Annotated in this window: 15 protein-coding genes; 7 read left to right on the forward strand and 8 right to left on the reverse strand. The window is 57.5% G+C overall.

The genetic code is table 11. From position 1 onward, the window contains the following. Window positions 1-328: 328 nt before the first annotated feature. The 3 genes from SD425_RS10435 to SD425_RS10445 all read right to left on the reverse strand — a co-directional run bounded on the left by SD425_RS10435 (window position 329) and on the right by SD425_RS10445 (window position 2,967). Window positions 329-1,336, reverse strand: a complete 1,008-nt coding sequence (locus tag SD425_RS10435) for a zinc-binding alcohol dehydrogenase family protein (RefSeq protein WP_324678197.1) — start codon at window positions 1,334-1,336, stop codon at window positions 329-331. 10 nt (window positions 1,337-1,346) lie between these two features. After that, window positions 1,347-1,949, reverse strand: a complete 603-nt coding sequence (locus tag SD425_RS10440) for an NADPH-dependent F420 reductase (RefSeq protein ID WP_324678199.1) — start codon at window positions 1,947-1,949, stop codon at window positions 1,347-1,349. Between the two features lie 154 nt (window positions 1,950-2,103). Next, on the reverse strand, window positions 2,104-2,967 hold the full coding sequence (locus tag SD425_RS10445; protein ID WP_324678201.1) for an SDR family oxidoreductase: 864 nt from the start codon (window positions 2,965-2,967) through the stop codon (window positions 2,104-2,106). 547 nt (window positions 2,968-3,514) lie between these two features. Here SD425_RS10445 and SD425_RS10450 point away from each other — a divergent pair. Beyond that, a complete protein-coding gene (locus SD425_RS10450) occupies window positions 3,515-3,931 on the forward strand; it encodes a helix-turn-helix domain-containing protein (RefSeq protein WP_324678203.1) in 417 nt (138 codons plus the stop codon). Between the two features lie 678 nt (window positions 3,932-4,609). Here the strand turns inward: SD425_RS10450 and SD425_RS10455 are convergent. The 5 genes from SD425_RS10455 to SD425_RS10475 form a co-directional block, all read right to left on the reverse strand. Further along, window positions 4,610-10,195 (reverse strand): malectin domain-containing carbohydrate-binding protein, encoded by a 5,586-nt coding sequence (locus SD425_RS10455; protein WP_324678205.1) that lies wholly within the window; start codon window positions 10,193-10,195, stop codon window positions 4,610-4,612. 289 nt (window positions 10,196-10,484) lie between these two features. After that, the gene (locus tag SD425_RS10460) at window positions 10,485-11,426 is read right to left on the reverse strand and encodes a methionyl-tRNA formyltransferase (protein WP_324678207.1); all 942 of its coding nucleotides are present in this window, start codon (window positions 11,424-11,426) and stop codon (window positions 10,485-10,487) included. A 123-nt stretch (window positions 11,427-11,549) separates the two neighbouring features. Then, window positions 11,550-12,083, reverse strand: a complete 534-nt coding sequence (locus SD425_RS10465; protein ID WP_324678209.1) for a phage tail protein — start codon at window positions 12,081-12,083, stop codon at window positions 11,550-11,552. Window positions 12,084-12,132: 49 nt separating this feature from the next. Beyond that, window positions 12,133-12,672 (reverse strand): phage tail protein, encoded by a 540-nt coding sequence (locus tag SD425_RS10470; protein WP_324678211.1) that lies wholly within the window; start codon window positions 12,670-12,672, stop codon window positions 12,133-12,135. A 32-nt stretch (window positions 12,673-12,704) separates the two neighbouring features. Further along, entirely contained in the window at window positions 12,705-13,226 is a 522-nt protein-coding gene (locus SD425_RS10475; RefSeq protein WP_324678213.1) for a phage tail protein, read from the reverse strand. A gap of 1,297 nt (window positions 13,227-14,523) precedes the next feature. Here SD425_RS10475 and SD425_RS10480 point away from each other — a divergent pair. The 6 genes from SD425_RS10480 (at window position 14,524) to SD425_RS10505 (ending at window position 20,087) form a co-directional block, all read left to right on the forward strand. Next, window positions 14,524-15,339 (forward strand): oxidoreductase, encoded by an 816-nt coding sequence (locus tag SD425_RS10480; RefSeq protein ID WP_324678215.1) that lies wholly within the window; start codon window positions 14,524-14,526, stop codon window positions 15,337-15,339. Between the two features lie 6 nt (window positions 15,340-15,345). Next, window positions 15,346-16,200 carry an AraC family transcriptional regulator gene (locus SD425_RS10485; protein ID WP_324678217.1) on the forward strand — a complete coding sequence of 285 codons (855 nt, stop codon included), beginning with the start codon at window positions 15,346-15,348 and terminating at the stop codon, window positions 16,198-16,200. 222 nt (window positions 16,201-16,422) lie between these two features. Next, complete coding sequence (locus SD425_RS10490; RefSeq protein ID WP_324678219.1) at window positions 16,423-17,508, forward strand: adenylate/guanylate cyclase domain-containing protein; 1,086 nt, start codon at window positions 16,423-16,425, stop codon at window positions 17,506-17,508. Between the two features lie 234 nt (window positions 17,509-17,742). After that, window positions 17,743-18,423, forward strand: a complete 681-nt coding sequence (locus SD425_RS10495; protein WP_324678221.1) for a metallophosphoesterase — start codon at window positions 17,743-17,745, stop codon at window positions 18,421-18,423. Window positions 18,424-18,805: 382 nt separating this feature from the next. Then, window positions 18,806-19,201 carry an AraC family transcriptional regulator gene (locus SD425_RS10500; RefSeq protein WP_324678223.1) on the forward strand — a complete coding sequence of 132 codons (396 nt, stop codon included), beginning with the start codon at window positions 18,806-18,808 and terminating at the stop codon, window positions 19,199-19,201. 13 nt (window positions 19,202-19,214) lie between these two features. Beyond that, window positions 19,215-20,087 (forward strand): aldo/keto reductase, encoded by an 873-nt coding sequence (locus tag SD425_RS10505; protein ID WP_324678225.1) that lies wholly within the window; start codon window positions 19,215-19,217, stop codon window positions 20,085-20,087. Window positions 20,088-20,091: the final 4 nt, after the last annotated feature.

A 20,091-nucleotide genomic window follows, 5' to 3' on the forward strand; every position in this document is an offset into this window, starting at 1 on the left:
CTTGGTGTAGGAAACGCATCCGTTTGCATTTCTATGCCCAATAGCCTGTTGCGCGAATGGCTAGGTAGCGTCTTAGCATTCAATGCTTTACTAGGTAAAGTAGAAATCCGTGCGACGCCTCTTCTAGTTCAAGAATAGGGTAGGTTTTCTGAAAGATATACTTAGGAAACAGCGCTAGTTACCCTAGCCGGTTAGTTAGTAATGCTCTTACCCTAGACCTGCTTATGCAACTGCTGAGCCTTTGTATCATGTAGCTTCAACCTTCTGCTGGCTGCGCAACGGGTAATAACCTCTCTGTGCGCTGTTGACTTGGTGAGCTGGTAGCTAGTTAGCGGGCACTCCCTAGATCCAGCACGAGTTTCCCAATCATTTCGCCTTTTTCCAGGACTTCATGGGCTGTGCGGATGTTCTCGCTGGTTAAGCCGGACAAGGTTTTCTGCAGGGTAGAGGTAACCTTGCCCGCTTCTACCAGCTTCGTGAGTTCACGCAAGATTAGACCTTGCTGCTCAGGGTGCTGGTTGGTGATTACTCGGGTAAATACATTTTCTAGATGCACGGAAATAGAATGGTGTGTCAAACCGCTGACATCCAAGCTTTGGTGAACATCCAGCAAGGAGAGGTGTCCGTAGGCCTTTAGCAACTGCGGAATGACGGCCAAATGGCTGGCAGAGGAGCGGGTTGCCAATACCATATCTACCCGCTCGATTCCGTGCTGCGCCAATTGCGCGGCGAGGTCCTGGCTGTGGTCTAGCACCATATCGGCGCCCATGGCCGCTACCCACTGTTTGGAGGCCGGGCGCGAAGCCGTAGCAATGACCATCGCGTTGGTGTGGGTTTTCAGCAGCTGGATAGCGATGGACCCAATGCCGCCGGCTCCGCCCAGCACCAGGACGGTGCCTACGCCCGCGGGCAACTGATTGTCGTTGCGTAGTAAGGCGCCCCAGGCCGTCTGGAAGCTCATGGGCAGGGCGGCAGCTTCTGGGAACGATAGGTTAGCGGGTTTGCGGGCTACCACCCGATAATCGACCGCCACGTAGTCGGCGTAGTTGCCGTCTCGTGACAAGTCGCCGGCGCCATATACCGCATCGCCCGGTTGAAACCCCGTGGTGTGCGGGCCTACCTGCTCGACGATGCCAGCGAACTCCCAACCTAGTATCACTGCCTGGCCCGGAGCCGCCGACTGAAACCGGCGGATAACCGTATCACCGGGGTTTACGGCAAAGGCTTGGACGCGAATCAGCAAATCGGAATCTCGTAGCGTGGGCAGCGGCACCTCTTGTAGGTGAAGGTCGAACTCAGCTAGTTCGTGGGCGTGCTGATACGTAAGCGCATTCATGGCTAGGTAGTTAATTAGTGAGTAGTAAGTTGAGAGCGGCTAGGGGCTTGCCGGCTTGTTGAAGCCGGCCGCCCTCCACTAGCCCACCTAGGTCGATGGGGGCAAAGCCCATAGCAGCAATCAGTTCCTTAGCCGTGTTTTTCGCTTCTGCCTCATCGCCGCTCACGAACACGACCCGCTTCCCCGCTGGCTGCACGGGTTCATCTTCCATCCAGGCGGCAAACAAGCTGTTGAAGGCCTTGACCACCCGGGCGCCCAGCAGCTGAGCCGCCACCAACTCGCTCGACGTCCGCTCGCCTAGGTCCACGAAGGTGCCATCAGCCAGGATAGGGTTAGTCGTGTCGACCACGATGCGGCCTTCCCAGTTGGGAAGGCCTTGTAGGGCCTGGCTGATGTCGGCCCAGCGCACGGACAGGAACACTACCTCGGCCTGGGCCGCCTCGGCGACGGTGCCCGCCGAAGCCAACGGGCCTAGCTCGGCCACGTAGCTGGTCAGCGAGGCGGGCCCTCGACTATTGCTAAGAAGGACGCGGTTGCCCGCTCGCATACTCTTCTCGGCCAGCGCCTTGCCGACGCGGCCCAGTCCGATAAAGCCAATGGTTATAGGAGACATAGTAGTAGGTTTGAAGGAATACTGAACGTGCGGGCCAGCAAGCAGAAAAAGGCGGATAGGGCGCGGCTGGAAGCAAGCACGGGCATTCCGAGATAATTTACTGGGCTGACTCGGTTGGCTGGCAAGCCCAGATAGCGGCCGCCACAACGAGCAGTTAGCTACCCGAGAAATACGTCGTTTTCAAGTACTCCCGCAGCGAAGTGGGCTTGCGACCTAGCAGCCGCTCCACGGTATCATCCGTGCCGGCCAGCATGCCGTGCTGGGCGGCAGCACCCCACTGGGCGAAGAAGTTGGCGACGGGTTCGGGGAAGCCAGCGGCTACTGTCTGCGCGATGTAGGGGGCTAGCTCGCTGCTGTGGTAGGTGATGGGCCGACCCGCTAACTCGGACAATTCCTGAGCGATGTCGTGAAACGAATAGGCTTCGCTCCCGGTCAGAGTATACTCTTGGTTGTCATGGCCTTCACTGGTCAGCAGGGTCGCCGTGGCGGCAGCCAGTTCGGTCCGCTTAACGAAGGCTATTTTGCCTTCTCCCGCCGGGAAGCGTACCTCTGCCTCCGGCACCTCACTCCCAATTAGGTACCTTAAGCCTTCGAAGTAGTAGCCGTTTCGGAGGATAGTGTAGACCAGCCCGGACGCTTTGAGATAGGCTTCCGTGGCCAGGTCGCTTTCCGTAACCTCTTGCATTATAAAATCGGTGCTGCGCTGGATGCTGGTGTAGAACAGGTGCTTTACCCCAGCTTCCTTCGCTGCATCGATAACGTTGCGGTGCTGGTGCACTCGGTCGGTAAAGGCCACGGCGGAAACTAGCAGCACCTTATCGACGCCCCGGAAGGCCTGTACCAGCGCGGGGTGGTCAAAGTAGTCGGCTTGCCGCACGTCGACGCCCCGCTCTGCGAGGTCCGTGGCTTTGTTGACGTCGCGCACCAGAGCGGCGATTTCTGTGGCAGGTGTAGTCGTGAGCAAGCAGTCGATGGTTTCGTGGCCCAAGCCACCGGTGGCTCCAGTTACTAAAATCATGGTTAGAGAGAAATAAAGACCACTCCTGTGTGGTCGGCAAAAAGTAATGTGGTGAGAAGAACAAAATGGGGCTCACCGCCTAAAAGAAGGGGGTTGGGTAAGCCGTAAAAGGCAGTAAGTACTTGTGTTGCAAGCGCTGGAGTATCTCAGCATTGAAGAGGTCTCTACCTAGTATGGCTTTTGGGGCTCGCGGGACATCTACTAGGCGCGGCCGATACTGCGTCTCCGCGGCCGGTAGAACGCCTAGCCGCCTTTCCTACCTAGGCGAGGGCAATCGGCTCGATGGCGGTGAATCACTTATCTAGCGTTAACAGTAGCTCGTGGCCGGCGCAGGGTACGGAACTGTTTCTGAAACTGCTGTCGGGATTGAAGGGGCGGTTGCTGGCATGGGGCTGTTAAGTGGGGTGTTGAACAAAAAGGAGAAAACCTAAGTCAGACAGGCTCCCTATAGTGGCAGGATCAAAACATCTGTATATTTGCTTGCGAATTGCAAGTGCAAATGTAAAATAAATAACTTGCAAAAAGCAAGTAAAAATAAATTATTGGTATGAAAGAGTTCAAACAGCGTTCGACCTGCCCCGTAAGCACGTCGCTCGACGTACTCGGGGACAAGTGGACCCTGCTGATTCTGCGAGACATGGTGTTCGCCGGTAAGACGACCTATGGGCAGTTTCTGCAATCGGAAGAGAAAATAGCGACCAACATTCTGGCCGACCGCCTAGCCGTCTTAGAGGCACAAGGCCTCTTAACCAAAGCCGTGGCCGCTGATAAGAAATCGAAGTTCACCTACCGCCTGACGGAAAAAGGCGTAGATATCGTCCCGATTATTGTCGAGCTTGTGCTGTGGGGAGCTAAGCATTGCCCTGCTATTGTGGACCCTAGCTTAATGGCAGAACTTCAGACGGACAAAGACGCGGCTGTGGAGAAGTACAAGCAACTTGCCCGCGAAAAGGCGCTGGTCTAAACCAACAGCGGGGATGATACTGTCTACTTCCCCGGTCATGAGCTATTATCCCGCCTCCACGATCTAAGCCCCGGCGGGTGGTCGAAGCCGCTAGTTGCAGTTTGAGGCACCCAGCTTTACGATAGTAGTGCACGAATACTTTTCGCAGGGCCACGAGTTGCACAGCCTTATGCGGGGGTATGGGTACTTTGAGTACGAAACGCGCTACGCCTATTTTCTGAGGAAGAGCAGGTTATCATTGGCCTCTACGCCAACATTACAGGCGAGTACGCTAGTAACGAGGACCCTTGCAGCCGGAAGCTGATTTTGAGGTACTTGTCGACTATTTTGCTTTGTGTCCAGCGCTGCTACGTTCGGTAGGTTTGGAACTGGTTCGTAGCTGCGGGCAAAATGCTGACCCGCTCCCGCAAGGCATTGGCGGCCTATTATCAGACCCTCCCGTCGTCCAAGGCCAGCTTGCCTCGGTGACCACCATTCTAGGCTCATGGTGTTGAGCGCTGTGTTCACCAAACGCAGCAAATCGTTTTGGAAGGCGAAGTAGGTAGTGGCCTCACTGCCCAGATGTGCGGAGTGCCACGGCCCAGACGCACCGCGGCCCGGCAAACGACGAGAAGTCCTTTGCCGGGCCGGGTAGTGGTCGGCACCACACTAGGTGGGTGCCGTAGCGCGCTCCGTCGTTTATTGTTTGACTAGGCGCACCTGCTGGGTGCCGGAGGCCGTGGTCAGGCGCACTAGGTACACGCCCACCGGGTAGGCCCCCAACGATAGACGCACTTGCTGGCGTTCGCCCGCAGCTACCGGCTGGCCGCCCTGCTGGCTCAGCGTGCGCCCCGTCAGATCATACACCGCCAGCGTGTAGGCTTCCGCACTCGGAAGCTGGAAGCTGACGCGGACTAGGTCGGCGGAGGGGTTCGGTGCTGCTTCTAGCCGCGCGGCGAGCCGGCTCGAGGCGGTGGTGGCCAGCACTGCGTTACTGGCTAGGCTTGTGCTAGCACGGCTGCTCGGCGCGAGTACTTCCAGGGCCGAGAGCTTGGCCGCATCCCGGCCCCCGTCGCTCTCGAGAGCCGACAAGTCCAGGTTGAGTACCCCATCGGTCACGACCACCGAGAAGGTCTCAGTCGTAGCGGTGAACGGAGCCACTTTCTTTAGAATGTCGTAGTTGTCGAGCACCAGCTGGTTCTCGGCCCGTACGTCGAAGATACGCTGGCCGGGCTGAGTCCAGTAGAGCTCAGCGAAGTGCACCACCACTTGGTAGGTGCCGTTGGGTACGCGCAGGCTGTAGCCAAACGCGCCCTCAAACCGCTCGGTCTGATACAAGGCATCATCCGTGGTGCCGGCAATCGGCCCGCTGTTCGCGCCCGTACGGCTGGGCGAGAAGTACTGATCAGCGGTGAACGAACCGAGGCTGGTGTTCACGGCCGGGCCACCGGCGTGCAGGCGATAGAGCACCTGCATGCCCGGCGTCACGTTCACGGTGACCGTGGCCGTGGCACTCAGCGCGGGCTGCCCGTCATCGGTGACGCGCACCGAGAGGGTGAAGGGCGAGGTGGCCGAGCGCACAGCTGCCGCATTGGCCACTTGCAGCTGATTGCCCACGAAGGTGAAGGCCCCGTCCGTGTTGCCCGCCGTCAGGCTGTAGGTGAGGCGTTGCCCGGCATCCGGGTCGGAAGCCACCACGGTGCCCACCAGCGTACCCGCGGCGCTGCCCTCGACCACCGAGAAGCTTTGGTTGGCAAGAACAGGCGGTTGATTGGGGCCGCTGCTGCGGGAAAGCACTTCCAGGGCCGAGAGCTTGGCCGCATCCCGGCCCCCGTCGCTCTGCAGGGCCGACAAGTCTAGGTTGAGCACCCCATCGGTCACCACGACCGAGAAGGTCTCAGTAGTAGCCGTGAACGGGGCGACCTTCTTGAGGATGTCGTAGTTGTCCAAGACGAGCTGGTTTTCGGCCCGTACGTCGAAGAGGCGCTGGCCGGGCTGAGTCCAGTAGAGCTCAGCGAAGTGCAGCACGACTTGGTAGGTGCCGTTGGGCACCCGTAAGCTGTAGCCGAAGGCGCCCTCAAACCGCTCGGTCTGGTACAAGGCATCGTCCGTAGTGCCGGCAATTGGACCGCTGTTTGCGCCTGTGCGGCTGGGGCTGAAGTACTGGTCGGCCGCAAATTGACCCAGGCTCGTATTCAAGGCCCCGCCCCCGGCGTGCAAGCGATAGAGGGATGTTGTCGTGGGTGCTACGTCTACGGTGAAGGTAATAGTAGCGCTGTTGTTACTCACCACTAAGCCACTGAGTTGGGCGGTGGCGTACACGCTGTGCAGACCTCCGCTAAGCTCGGTGGGTTGGAGTAGGCTGAAGCTACCACCCGTGGCCGTGGTGGTACCGATGTTGGTATTGTCCACGTACACCGTCACGAGGCTGCCGGCGGGGGCAGTGCCTTGGTAGGTAGGCGTGCGCGTGCTAACCGTGCTGTTGTTGGCTGGGGTTGTAATCACCGGAGCTGCCGTGAGGGGTTGGGCGTAGGTGATGCTAAAAGGGGCGGCGGCCACGTTGCCATTGCCGGCCGCATCCTGGGCCCCGTTGGCGGGCACGTTCACTGTCACGAGCCCGCTGGCGGTGGGCGTCACGCTGAAGGTATACGTAGTGCCACTGCCGCTGACGGCGTTGCTGGTTACTGCGCCGTTCGTTACCGTGATGTCGGTGGCCGTGAAGCCCGTTACGCTTTCTGAAAACGTCACCGCGAAAGGAATAGGCACGGTACCCGTACTGCTGCCCGACGGCCCCGCCGTACTGCTGATAGCCGTCGTGGGTCCGTCGCGGTCGATGCTGTAAGCTAGGCTGGTGAGGCCCGGGTTGGTTACCACAGGCGAGATGCCGGTGCTATTCTGGAATTGCAGCTGCACACTGCCCGTGGTGCCGGGACTCAAGATGCCCGTCGTAACCGTTACAGTATAGCTAGCACCTGAGCCAGCAACAGACGCTACGGCGGTACCCGTCAGGTTGGTGCTGCTCGCCAGGAAATTGCTTGTACTCACCCCCGTTACCGTGCTAGCAAAGGTGACGGTATAAGCAACCGTGCTGGCGTTGGTCGGGGAAGCGCCGGCTCGCTCGATGGAAACTACCGTTGTGGTGGCGGCAAACGTGATGTTTTTCGTAGCAGCCGTACTAGTGAGGGCCCCGTCATTCACCACAAACGACACCGTGCGGGTAGCCGTATTCGGCGCAGCCGACGAATTTCTGTAGGTTGCACTGCGCAGAATGGCCTGGTACTGGGCCACCGTAGCAGTGCCCGTCAACGCTAGTATACCCGTGGCGAAGGTATAGGTGCCAGCTACACCATTGCTTGGGGTAACACTCAGCACATCCTGGCTACTCACGAAGCCGCTGCTGATGCTTACCGTGGCTGAGCTCAGCGTGGTGTTATCCACGTCCGCTACCGTGAGGCCGTTGTCGATGACCACGCCACCCGCGCCCGGCGTAAAGGCGGTGCTACCGGCGGTGGTCGTCACCACGGGTGCATCGTTCACGGGCGTTACCGTCACGGTTACGGTTGCGGTGGCCGTGCCGCCGTTGCCGTCTGAAATAGTATAGTCAAACGTCGTCGTGCCGGTGAAGTTGGCGCTCGGGGTAAAGCTTACTATGCCGCTGGTCAGGGTGGCGGTGCCATTAGCGGGCTGGGTGACGGTCGTTACGGTCAGCGTTTCGTTGAGGTCGGGCGCGCTCGTGTCATTCAATAGCACATTGACCACCGTGGGGCCACTGTCCTCGCTCACGGTCACCGCGTCGGGATTGGCCGTGGGCGGGTTGTTGAGGGTGGTGAAGGTTTGGCTGGCCCCGTAGGCCGTGCCGGCGCTATTGGTAGCGTAGGCGCGCACGGTGTAGGTTGTGTTGCCGGGCAGGCCCGTTATTGCCTGCGAAAAGGAGCCCGTACCTGCGTTCGTGCCAATCGTTACCTTCGTATTGCTGATCGTTGGGGTGGCCGCGCCCTGTACATAAACCACGCCGCGGTCGGTGATGCTAGCTCCGCCCGTGGCTGTTACGTTGCCCCCCAACACAGCGCTGGTCCCTGTGATACTGGCGGGAGTATCCGTCGTGACGGCCGGCACGGTAGCCGCCGTCGAAAAGCTCACGACCGTGCCATAACTCGTGCCGATGCTGTTGGTGGCATAGGCCCGCACGTAGTAGATGGTACCGGGAGCTAGGTTCGTAACGGGTTGGTTATAAGTGCCCGTGGCGAAAGGAGCCGCACCAATGGTGATTTTCGTATCGGCAATAGTGGGCGTAGTATTAGTGCTGCTGTACACCACGCCCCGGTCGGTCAGGGCCGTGTTACCGTCGCTGGTTACGTTGCCGCCCAGCGTGGCACTGGTGCTAGTGATAAGGGCCGCGGTAGCGGTCATGACTGATGGAGCTACTACCTGCGTGCCCGTTACCCGGATATTATCGAAGGCAAAGTCGTTGGTAATGTCGCCGCTGTTGAGCACCATTTGAAATTCTAGGATCTGCCCGTTCAGACTGCTGGGCAACGTAAACTCAAAATCGGTCATTGCGGGGCTGAGGGCCGTGCCGGTCGGTACGCCGGTGCTCGCATTAGGGTCTGTGTCTTGGCGTAGCACGCCGGGGCTAACCCCTAATGAGCCCGTCGAAGTGCCCCGGAACGAGCCAAATGGCGTCCAGGTGCTGCTGCCTGCCGTGCGGTAATACAGCTTAAAGTATTCGCTCGTTATCCAGGTTGCGTTTCGTGCGTTGCCGGCAGCCGCGCCACCGGTGTTGGTAGCTCCTAGCCGGACGGTAAACTTCAAATTAACGTAGCCGCTCGTGTTCACCTGCTTGGTCGTGAACACACCTAGCCTCGGGGTACTTGGGTTGAGGCTGTTGTTGGTGACGGTGCCGTACCAATAGTAGCTGCCGCTGATGTTGCTGAAGGTCGTGGCCGTTACGGGTTCCGAGTAGGGGTTGACGTTGGTGCGCAGCCAGGCGCTGCCGTTGGCGGCCACGTAGGTGTTAGAGGCGTAGCGTGTGCCTTCACCGTTGGTTTCGAGGTCGTCGGTGTAGGGCAAGTTGCTGGCCGCATCAAGCGCGGTCGTCACCGCAATGGTGCGCGTAACGGGTGAGGAAGTCAGGTTGGTCGGGTCCGTTACTGAGATGCTGACGACGCGGTTGCCAGCCGAGGCGCTGATGGCATCAACGTTCTGGTACCGCACCGAGCGGAGCGCCGCTTGGTAGGTAGCCAGAGGGGCCGTGCCCAACAGCGTCAGCACACCTGTGCCGGTGTTATAAGAACCCGTAATGCCGTCTTGGGTAATAAAGATCAGCCGGTCTTCCGACGAGTCGAAACCGCTCGCAAATTCCACTTTAGCGCTGCTCAGCGTAGGGCTGTCGTTGTCCGATACGGTGATGGTGTTGGTAATTGCCGTAGCTGGTGCGCCCTCGCTGTACGCCAGCGGTGTTGATTCAATGTTGGCCACTACCGGCGGCGTGCCACTGGCCGCCGTGCCGTAGACCCGGATGTTGTCGAAAGCTACTTCGCGGCTGGTGCCGCTGGTCGACACAACCACCCGCGTATCCATTGTGTTGGCCGACGACCCCACGTCGAAGGTGAAGTCTCTCATCACATCCGTGATGTATTGTGGGTTGCTGCTGTTGCCGATGGTGCGTCGCAGGTTGCCGGTAGAGCCCCCCGTAGCTAGGTCAGTAAAAAAGCGCCCAATGGTGCGCCACGCGCCTGCCCCGTTCAGACGCACCTGTACCTGCACAGTGTCGGTGGTCCGGTATGCGCCATTATTGCCGCCCGCATCGTAGCGCGGCGCCATCAGCGCCACCACCACTTGTAGGTTAGCCTGGCCGGCTACGTTCAGGGTGTTGAGCCGCACGGAGCCAGGAGCGCGGTAGGTGTTGTTGCCGCCCTGGGTGCCCTCGGCCGCCCAGAAGTAGGCGCCATCGAGGTTGAGACCAATGCCGGAGCCAGCCACCAACGGCTTGCTAGGCCACACGTCACTCATAATGCCCGAGGCCTGGGTGGTGGGCAGCGTGTTGGGCGGACTGGTCGTGCCCGGCTCCGTTACCCGCTGAAAGTACTGGTTATACTTCTGAATGGTACCGGTGCTGGTGGTGCAATACGCGTTGCCGGGGCAGTTCACGTTGTTGTCTTGCAGGAGAACGTTGGCGGTATAGTTTACCGCTTCACCGTTCTCAAACGACTGCTTTTGCAGCAGCGTTTGAGCGCGGGTCCCCCAGGCCGCCAGCAAAAGCGGCAGCAGCAAGAGTGGTTTCAAAAAGGAAAAGTGCTTCATACGAAAGAGAATGGGGATAGAAAGAAGAGCGAGAATCTAGGTCGGGAAGGTGCCAAGGCATTGCCAACCGACCTAGACGGCTGCGTGGCGAATGGGGTGCGTAGCGCGCGGTTGCCGCGGATTAAAGCAGCCTGACGCAGTATAATTGGGTCAGGCTAGCTTGCGCAGAAGTCTGCGGTAGGGATGGAGTGGGTAATTGAAAAACTGTAAGGTGTTGTTAGCTAGGTTGTAGAGCGCAGCTAGTTGGCGTAGCTCCCGGTAGCAACTGCCATCAGCCCGAAGGCGTGGTCGGCGGCGTACCTAGCACTTCGCCCGGCTGCACTCCTAGCCCTGCTAGCTGCCCGCCGCTGAAATAGCCTTCGTCCAAGGCTACCACGTCTAGTTGCAGCACCTGCCCGTCGCCGCAGGCTACCAGCAGGGCCTGGCCGGGCGCGGCCAGCACCACGGTGCCGGGCGGGGCGGCTACGGTTTCGGGGCGGGGGGTGGCGCTCAGCACGCGCAGCAGTTGTCCGCGCAGGGTAGCTAGCGCGCCCCGGTTCCAGGGGTTAGCGGCCCGTGCTAGGCGGGCAATGGCTTCGGCTGGTTCAGCCCAGCGTACGCACAGGTCGGCTAAAGTAGGGCGGGGCCAGTAGCGAGCTACTGCCTCGTCCTGGGGCTGTTCTGGCAGGGTCGCCGTGCCGCGCAAGCCGGCCAGCAACTGGCGGCCAGCTTGCACGCCCGCCAAAGCTAGCTGCCCCCGGTGCAGCCCGTGGGTGTCGTGGGGACGGATGGGCACCGGCAGCGCTACCAGCACCGGCCCCGTATCAAAGTCGGCGGCCATGCGGTGCACGGTCACGGCTCCGGCTGGCTCGCCGTTGCGCAGTTGCCAGAACGTAGGCTCCGGCCCCCGGTAGCCCGGCAGGGCTGCAAAGTGGAAGTTAAGAAAGCCCTGGGGCGGCAACGCCAGCACTGCCGCCGGCACCCGCCACGGAAAGGTGAGCACCAGCACCGCCGTGGGCTGCGTGGTGGTTATCCATTCAGTCAGCTCGGTGGTCAGCCCCGCCCGCGTCAGGGGGTGCGCGGTTAGCCCCTGCTGCGTCAGCAGCTCGCGCACCTGCTCCGAGCCCTCTCGGCCGGTAACTGGCACGGCCACGCTGGCTACTACATCCTGCGCTAGCAAGTCTTGTAGCAGGGGCCAGCCTAGTAGGCTGCTAATGATAACGGCCACGCGCATAGAATAGCTCCGTAACGTAAATAGGATAGTAAACAGCACCGCCCAGCTAAAGCTAGGCTGACTCGTGCACCGGGCTCCAGCCGGAGCATGGCTAGCAGGAAGCAGATAACAAAAAGCCCCGCGCTACTGGAACGAGGGGAAAACACCGGTGAGGGCAATAACGTAGTTGAGCGCGACGTAGGGCTGGCGGTTTTCGTGCCCTAGGCTTCCTCCCGCGTTGCTGGTGGCAGGCGGCAAGGCGGTGCCCATGGGGGCATTGGCTGGGCCATCGGTGTAGAGCGCCGCTACGCCTGGCCCTGGTAGCCCCGCACTGGCAGTCGGCCGTTCAGCTTCTGTGGCCGTTTGCAGCGTGGCCGAGAAGTTGTGGTTGTGGGCGGGTAGCTGGCCCCTGGTCAAGCTCACCTGTTCCGCACCGCCAAGCTGCCCCTGGAGGTAGTTGCTGCCACTAGCAAGTTGGCCGGCTCCCACCACGACGCGGCCACGCAAATCGGGCAGGGCGAAGGTGGTGGTGCCGTTGCCGCCATAGGTAGTGCCTATCAGCGTAAACAGCGCCGCGTTCTGGTTGATGGATAGTAGCTGACCAGCGCAAAAGGCCCAGCCTTTAGGCTCGTAATTGATAGCAATGGGGCGAATTTCGCCGAGATACGGGTCGTCCATGAGATGACAGTGTAAAAGAATAAAAAGCTAGGAAGGCGGCTGGGTGGGGTTAGTTATGCGGCGGAAATAGACCATCCACCGCAATGATGTAGTTGAGCGCCAGCGAGGGCTGGAGGTTAGGGTGCGCTTGGCCGCTCCCGGCCACCGTTGTAGTACCGGTCAGGGCCGCTACATTCAGGGTAGCGCTTGGCGACGATGACGGGTTGTAGGAGCCGGCCAATTGGCCGGGCAGGTGGCCCACTGGGTCGTCGGTAGGGGTGCCGCCCGTGCTACCCGCCAACGACCCCGAAATAGAATGGCCGTGTGTGGCTAGCTGATTGGTGGTGAGCGTGACGGTGGCCGTACCGCCCCGCTGGCCCAACGGGTAGTTGCTGAGCCCACCGCCCGCCCCCGCCCCGACGATCACCGTCCCGTTCAGGTTTGGCAAGTTGAAGGTGTTGACGCCGTCGCCCCCGTAGGTGGTGCCCAACAGCTGGAACAGGGTGCTGTTATCATTAATGGACAGCTGCTGCCCGTTGCATGTGGCCCAGCCTCGGGGCGCAAAATCGAAACCAACCGCGCGAACTTCACCCAGATAAGGAGTAGACATAGTAATACTGGCGATAAGGATGAGAAAAACGACTATGGACGCGGCGGAAAAACTCCCTGTAGGGAAATGTAGTAGCCTAGGGCTAGGTAAGGCATCCGGTTTTCGTGGGTTTCGTTGCCGCCACTGATGCCCGTTGTGCCGGTGGCCATCGGGGCCATCTGGCTGCCGCTGGGGGCTAGGCCATAGGCTTCGTCCTGGGTGCTAGCAAAGTAAGCACCCGCCGGTGAGCCCGTTGAGCCGCCAGCGGTCGACACTGGCACAGGACCCCCAATTTGGTGCGTGTGTGGCGGCAGCTGGGGTTCGGTCAGCAGCACGTTCTCGGTCCCTATCACCGACCCCTGCGGGTAGGAGCCGTCGACCCCCATAATAACGCGGCCATTCAGGTTCGGTAGGGCAAAAGTAGTGGAGCCGTTGCCGCCATAGCGGGTGCCTAGCAGCGCAAACAGGGCCGTATTCTGTTGCAGCGGCAGTAGCTGACCATCGCAAGGCAACCAGCCGAGTGGGTTGCGACGCATATACGGCATGATGCGAATTTCTCCCACAAATGGGTCCATAGGGTAAGGAAGTTGGGATGAGGAAAGAAAGACTGGAAATAGGACTAGCTCGGCGCAGGATCGAAGAAGCGACGGTCACTGAGCTGCCTAGGTCGTCGCGGGCACTGGTCAACTACTGGCTGCGTACGGGCCTTGCTTAGGTGGTAAGCTGACACTCGCTGCTAGCAGGCACAAAAGGAGGCGGGAGCGGGTGAGGAAGAGGCCAGAGTGGTGGGTAAGTAAAAGTGGTTATCTCTTTAGCTTACAGCAACAAAAGTCCGTGAACACCCGAATTTGGATAGTAAACGACACCGATTGGGGTGTGAGCAGATGGCGCACTTGGTTCGTATCTTCTCGCTGCTCCCGTGGTAGGAATGCTGACCTTTGGTGCCGCGCTCAAAAGAGGGGAGAGGCTAGCTTCTTTTAAGCGGAGTAGCTGCCGCTACTCTGGCTAACGTAGCTCGGCACCTCGTGCTGACGCCCGCCGATTAGGCCATTTTCACCGCTTTCTTAGTACCGGCTCAGCTGCCTCGGTTTGCCTATTTACTCCGAGTTGGTGGACATCGTCGATACGAGCTGCTAGGCTAGGCTCCCATTGGTGGACCTAGGGGCTACGTTGGTGTTACGCTGCTGACTGGGGTTAACCACCTGCCCTTGGGCCGGGGCAGTGAAGGCGAGGGACAGCAAACCAATCAGTAGCTACAAGTGGTTCAGCCGGGGCAAGCACCTAAGTAAGCGAATACGGATAGTAGCATGGTCATAAAGGAGATGAGGTGAACTGTTAGAGAAAAGTAAAAAGCTAACGTGAGGGTGAGGTAGCGGGCCGTGTCCGCCATCTTACTGCACGGCGGCACTATTTGCTTGAACTTTTCAAAGGTTTCATTTCTGCTAGCCTCAATGCAAGCAAAGCAATACCCCTAAACAGGGGGGATACTTTAGCTTTCTGTACCTAGCGTTTCACGGGAGTGACGCTTACCCACCATGTACCTGTGTAGGAGCGTCCTGTGGCTACTCTACGCGTACTTTATACCCTAGCACTGGTTAGCTGGCCCGCCGACAGAGGCGGATGCTTACTTCGTAGCTGCTTACCACTGATCAAGACCTGAGTTAGCCACTCAGGTACGGTTTGTTTTGGTTCGTTATAGCGCTGGTCTCCTTCCTGCGACCCTAGGCCCGCCGCGCTTTAGCCTCCAATAGCGTAGCGAAACGGTTACTTGACCTTTTCAGCATACAAACTTGGACTTTTCAACAAAACAGCGCCGGCAGACCTGACGGTACCTTTGCTATGTAGATTTTACATAACAAAACTCCTAAACACATGAAAAAGACAGCCTTAGTAACGGGAGCTTCTGCCGGAATTGGCAAGGCGACTGCCATTTATCTCGCGCAACATGGCTATACGGTTTATGGTGGAGCGCGCAGAACAGACCAAATGCTTGCTTTAACAAGCTACGGCATCACACCGATTGCGCTTGATGTAACAAAAGACGAAAGCGTGGTGGCGTGCGTAAATCAAATTCTCGAAGAAGAAGGAAGCATTGATATTTTGGTAAACAATGCAGGTTTCGGTCTGGAAGGAGCAATTGAAGATCTTCCGATGCAAGACGCACGCTATCAATTGGAAGTAAATGTATTTGGTGCGATGCGTTTGGCCCAACTGGTTTTGCCGAAAATGCGGGAAAATAGATACGGTAAGATTGTGAATATTTCGTCTGTTGGCGGTAAGATTGCCTTTCCACTAGGTGGTTGGTATCACGCAAGCAAATTTGCTTTGGAAGCGTTGAGCGATAGTCTGCGCAATGAAGTAAAGGAATTTGGTATCGACGTGATAGTGGTTGAGCCAGGTGCCACCCGGTCGGAATGGGGAAATGTGGCCACGGATATTCTACTTAAAGTATCGGGACACACCGCTTACAAAGAATTGGCGACCAAAACACATCGTTTATTTACCCGATTGTCGAAGGATGTAGCAGAACCAATCGTGATAGCTGAACTTGTCAAGAAGGGAATTGAAGCGAAAGCTCCAAAAACAAGGTATACAACTTCACAAATGGCCTCTTTGCTTTTGTTGTTTTTAAAGAGAATTCTATCCGATAAGCAAATGGATAAATTAATTATGAGCCAAATAAGATAATGTGCTATGGATAATGTCTTTCTGCAACATAATTTTCTGTACGCACATGGTCATCAAAAAATGCAAAGCAGTGAACACTACTTCCCCGACCACGCGCTAGGAATAATGCTGTCCGGCGAGTCGCATTATTTTTCAAACGAGGGATCTTTCGTCATGAAAGAAGGTACAATATGCTTAATGCGCCGGAACGAGTTGTTCAAAAAGCTGAAAAAGGTTGGGCCAAATGGTGAGCCACCATCGTTGATCAGCCTATTTCTTGATCAAAAAACGTTACATCAATACGCATCCGAAAATAGTGTTCCCAAGCAAAGTACTTACAAGGGTGAAGCAATGATTGACTTAACCAGTAATTTGTTCTTGAAAGGATTTTTTGATTCATTATTGCCTTATATCGATAACCCAAAAAGACTTAACGCGAAAATTGCGGAACTCAAAACTTATGAAGCAATTGAGCTATTGCTTCAAACGGGTGATATCTACCGAAAATTCTTATTTGATTTTCAGGAACCTCACAAGATAGATTTAGAAACGTACATGAACCATAATTTTAAGTATAATATACCATTAGTATCATTTGCTAAATTGACGGGACGCAGCCTTTCTACCTTTAAAAGAGATTTTACAAAAATATTTGAGACGACGCCGGAAAAGTGGTTGCAACAAAAGCGTTTGGAACAGGCGCACTATCTCCTTTCAAAGAGGGAAATGCGGCCCTCGGATGTCTATTTAGAAGTTGGTTTTGAAAATCTGTCGCACTTCTCCTTCGCTTTCAAAAAAACGTTCGGCCTAACGCCAACCGAGTTGACTGAACAAAACGGAGTATCAGCCGCTAACAAGGACGAGGCATTCTATGGCATTTAATCTCGAAAGCAAAACCTTATCTATTCTAAGCGCAAAGCCGATTGAAAGCTTGCTATTTATCCGGATCGAATAATAAAAATCCACGATTTAGCTAGGTGCACAAATCGTCGTTTTTGAGCTTGTACTATCAAATGGACACGTACATTTTTGCTCCATGTCAGGAGCACCTTCCTTCCCTTCCTGCAGACCGCTGCCAGTGCGCAGTGGCTATCGTCCTCGTGCATGTCCTCTTCTAGTAAGGTTTCTGCGGCTCGTGCTGCCCGGTTCTGGGCCGCTCGCCGTCATGTGCTGCAAACCATTGGCAGCATTGGGGGCGCGTTCGTAGGGGTCCTGTTAGCTCTGGCACTGCTGCTGTGGGTACCGACGCGCGCCCTGTTGCCACTCGCCCTTGTAGGACTACCGATCGGCTGGGCGCTGGGCGTGCTCGAGGTACTTGTGTTTCCCGCGCTAGTGCAACGCATGTCCTTGCGTTTGGCCACGGCGCTCCAAGGCGTGGGGCATGGCTTCGTACTGCTGCTGCTCTACGGCGGCTTTCGCCTGATTGCGCACCGCTTAGGACTGCCACAACTCTGGACGGAGCCGGCTAACGCCACCGCCGAACCGTTGCGGCGGGTGTTGCTGGTGCCCATTGTCTATGCCCTAGCAGTATTGGTTACTACCCTGCTGAGGCAATTACTGCAAGGTATGAGCCGCCGTCGCTTGCAAGAGCTGCTACGAGGCCGTTATCAGCAGCCAGAAACCGAAGAGCGCATTTTTCTCTTCGTCGATCTGAAGGACTCGACGCACCTAGCCGAGGCCCTCGGGAATGACCGCTACAGCCGCCTCGTATGCGACTTTTTTCGTGACGTGAGCCCGGCCATTGCGGCCGCCCGTGGGGAGGTGTACCAGTACGTGGGCGATGAAGTGGTGGTCACCTGGCCCGCCGCAACGGGGCGGCAGTATGCGAACTGCCTACATTGCTTTTTTGAGATGCAGCGGACTATTACTGAGCGGCACCAGGCGTACCAAGACGCGTACGGAGTGGTGCCCTCATTCAAGGCCGGAGCGCACGGCGGCATGGTCACGACCGTGCTGGTGGGCACGTTACATCGGGAGGTAGTTTACCACGGCGACGTGCTCAACACCACGGCGCGCATTCAGGCCCAGTGCAATAGCCTAGGTAGCCGTTTTCTGATTTCGGCTGCATTGCGCCAACAGCTAGGTGAACAGCCAGAATTCCAGTTTACGGCTCTAGGCGGACAAGCGCTACGCGGCAAAGCTAGCACAACGGAGCTGTTCGACGTGCAAGTCTACTTGCCCCGTCTTTGAGAGAGTCTTGCCACGGACCCGCTTTCAAAAGTAGGTGGATACCAAAAGGTAGCGTAAACTTTACCCGCTTCAGCCTAGGCCTGCGTTAGCTAGTACCTGCGGCGCTGGGTAAGAACTCCTGGCTCGCCTTCTCGTCGCCTCCAGCGCGCCTATCTCACGCCGAACGAAGTAGTTGTTACTTAGTTTTGTTTCTTGCTGCTTCTGTTCCCACCGCTTTCGCTTCTGCCTTTGCTCATGGAAACGTACGTTATCGGCGACCTGCACGGCGCAGCTCGCGCGCTCGAACAAGTGCTGGCGCGCAGCCCCTTCCGCCCCGGTATTGACCGCCTCATCCAACTTGGGGATGTGGCCGATGGCTGGCCCGAGACCCCAGCCTGCGTGGAACGCTTACTAAGCCTATCCAACAGCATCTGGCTACAAGGCAACCATGATTGGTGGGCCGCCGAATGGCTCAGCACGCAAGTGCCCCCGCCCCAGGTGAACCAGCAATGGTACACGCAAGGGGGCCAGGCCACCTACGAGGCGTATGAGCAGCTGCCACCAGCCGAGCGCACCCGCCACTTTCGCCAGTTCTTCGGCGAACAGCTCCCTTACTTTGAGGATGAAGCCGGCAACCTCTACGTACACGGCGGCTATGATTCCCGCCGGCCCATTGCCGAGCAGGACCCGTACGATTTGATTTGGGACCGTGACTTGTGGGAGGGCAACCAAGTGGCCAAGGGGTACCGGGAATGCTTCATTGGTCACACCTCCACCTGGAATTACAAGAAAGTGCCATGCGCCACCCACAACGTCTGGAACGTGGATCAAGGCGCCGGCTACCGAGGTTGCGTGAGCATGCTGAATGTGCGCACCAAGGAGTTTGTGCAAAGTGACCCGGTGCCGAGTCTCTACCCCGACGTGCAGGGGCGCTAGCCCATCCGCCGACCGTCCCATTCGACAGAGGCTTGCTTACGCGAGATAGCCGCCTGCGAAACCAATGTAAGGCTGAGTCGGCGGCTTTCCCTGTTAGCTCAACACCCCCTGAAGTAAGCGGAATCCTTGATTCGAGGTCTGTTCCACAATGGGTACCTGATTGAACTAGCGCGTCTTCAAACAGAAGCCTATGGCCTAGCCGTATTGGAGCCGTTAGCCTAGAGGGGGCCTGAAGCAACGGCGTAAGACCGCATGTGCAGTGCTCAGGAAGGTTTGCTCACCCGGCATTATCCTAGCCAGAGCTTCCGGCAAAAACTTGACTCTTCACCATTTTGCCGGAATCCAATGGTCGACCTTTGCTATCGTACTACAGCAAAGCAGCATGCTTCCTCTTCCACTGGATTACCTGTCCCGCCAAGCAGAAATACTTACCCGGTTTGAGCAGGTGCTGGAGCAACATCTGGATGATTTGTTGGCTGGGCGGGTCGAAAAAATGCATGAACTACAGGACTTCGCAGCGGCGCTCTGCCTGCACCCTGGTCATTTAAGTCAGGTGATCAAGCTAGCCAGCGGCCAGCACGCCTGCCAATTCTACCAACAAAAAATAGTACGAGTAACTAAAAATCTATTGACTAACAGTGATTTATCTATCGGAGATATTGCTCACCGCCTAGATTATGATGTATCCAATTTCACGAAGTTCTTCAAGCGCTTCACGGGATTTACCCCTTCTGCTTATCGCAAAGCGCACGGCTCGTCGCCGATTTCCAGCCACTAAGTAATTCGTAATAATGAACAGAGTAGTCACGATTGGGGCAGATACAGCTAGCCCCTTGCTGGCGCGTACCCCTGGGTATGGTACCATGCGCCTGACGGGGGAAGACTTCTGGGGCGAGCCCCGCGACCGGGCAGAGGCACTGGCCCTCTTGCGCCAAGCCGTTGACCTAGGTGTTAACTTCTTTGATACCGCTGATTTTTATGGGCCGGGGGTCACGAACCGATTGCTGGCGGAAGCGCTTTATCCGTACTCGGCCGACCTCATCTTGGCGACTAAGGTGGGCGGAACCCGCGGCGCCGACAAGAGCTGGCAGCCCTACGCGCAGCCGGCCGAAGTGCGGCGCAGTGTCGAGAACAACCTCAAGGAGTTGCGGCTGGAGCAATTGCCGCTGGTTCATTTTGGCAAAGCGGCGGATAGTCCGGGTAGTTACGAAGCTGCCTTTACGACCCTGTTGGAAATGCAGCAGGAAGGCAAGATTCTGCATCTCGGGCTAAGTAATGCGACCCTTGCGCAGTTTCAGGTTGCGCGCGCCCTAGGGCCCGTGGCGAGCGTCGAAAACTTGTACAGCTATGCGCAGCGGGTTACCGACCCAAGCAGCTCGTATGGCTTTCAGGGTGGCGAGTTGCTGCCTGTCTGCGAGCAACATCGTATTGTTTTTATTCCTTTTTTCTCGCTGCAAACGTCCTTGCCCACCGCCCAGCAGAAACTACAGGGAGTTGCTGCCGCGAAAGGCATCACGGTGGCCCAACTGAACCTAGCCTGGCTGCTGCATCAGTCCGAATGGATATTTCCGATTCCAGGCACTACCTCTTTGCAGCATCTACAAGAAAACATCCAGGCGGCGGCCATTTCGCTTTCCCCAGAAGAATTGGCGTTCCTAGGTTGATCCG

The organism is Hymenobacter sp. GOD-10R, assembly GCF_035609205.1.
Classification (GTDB): Bacteria; Bacteroidota; Bacteroidia; order Cytophagales; family Hymenobacteraceae; genus Hymenobacter.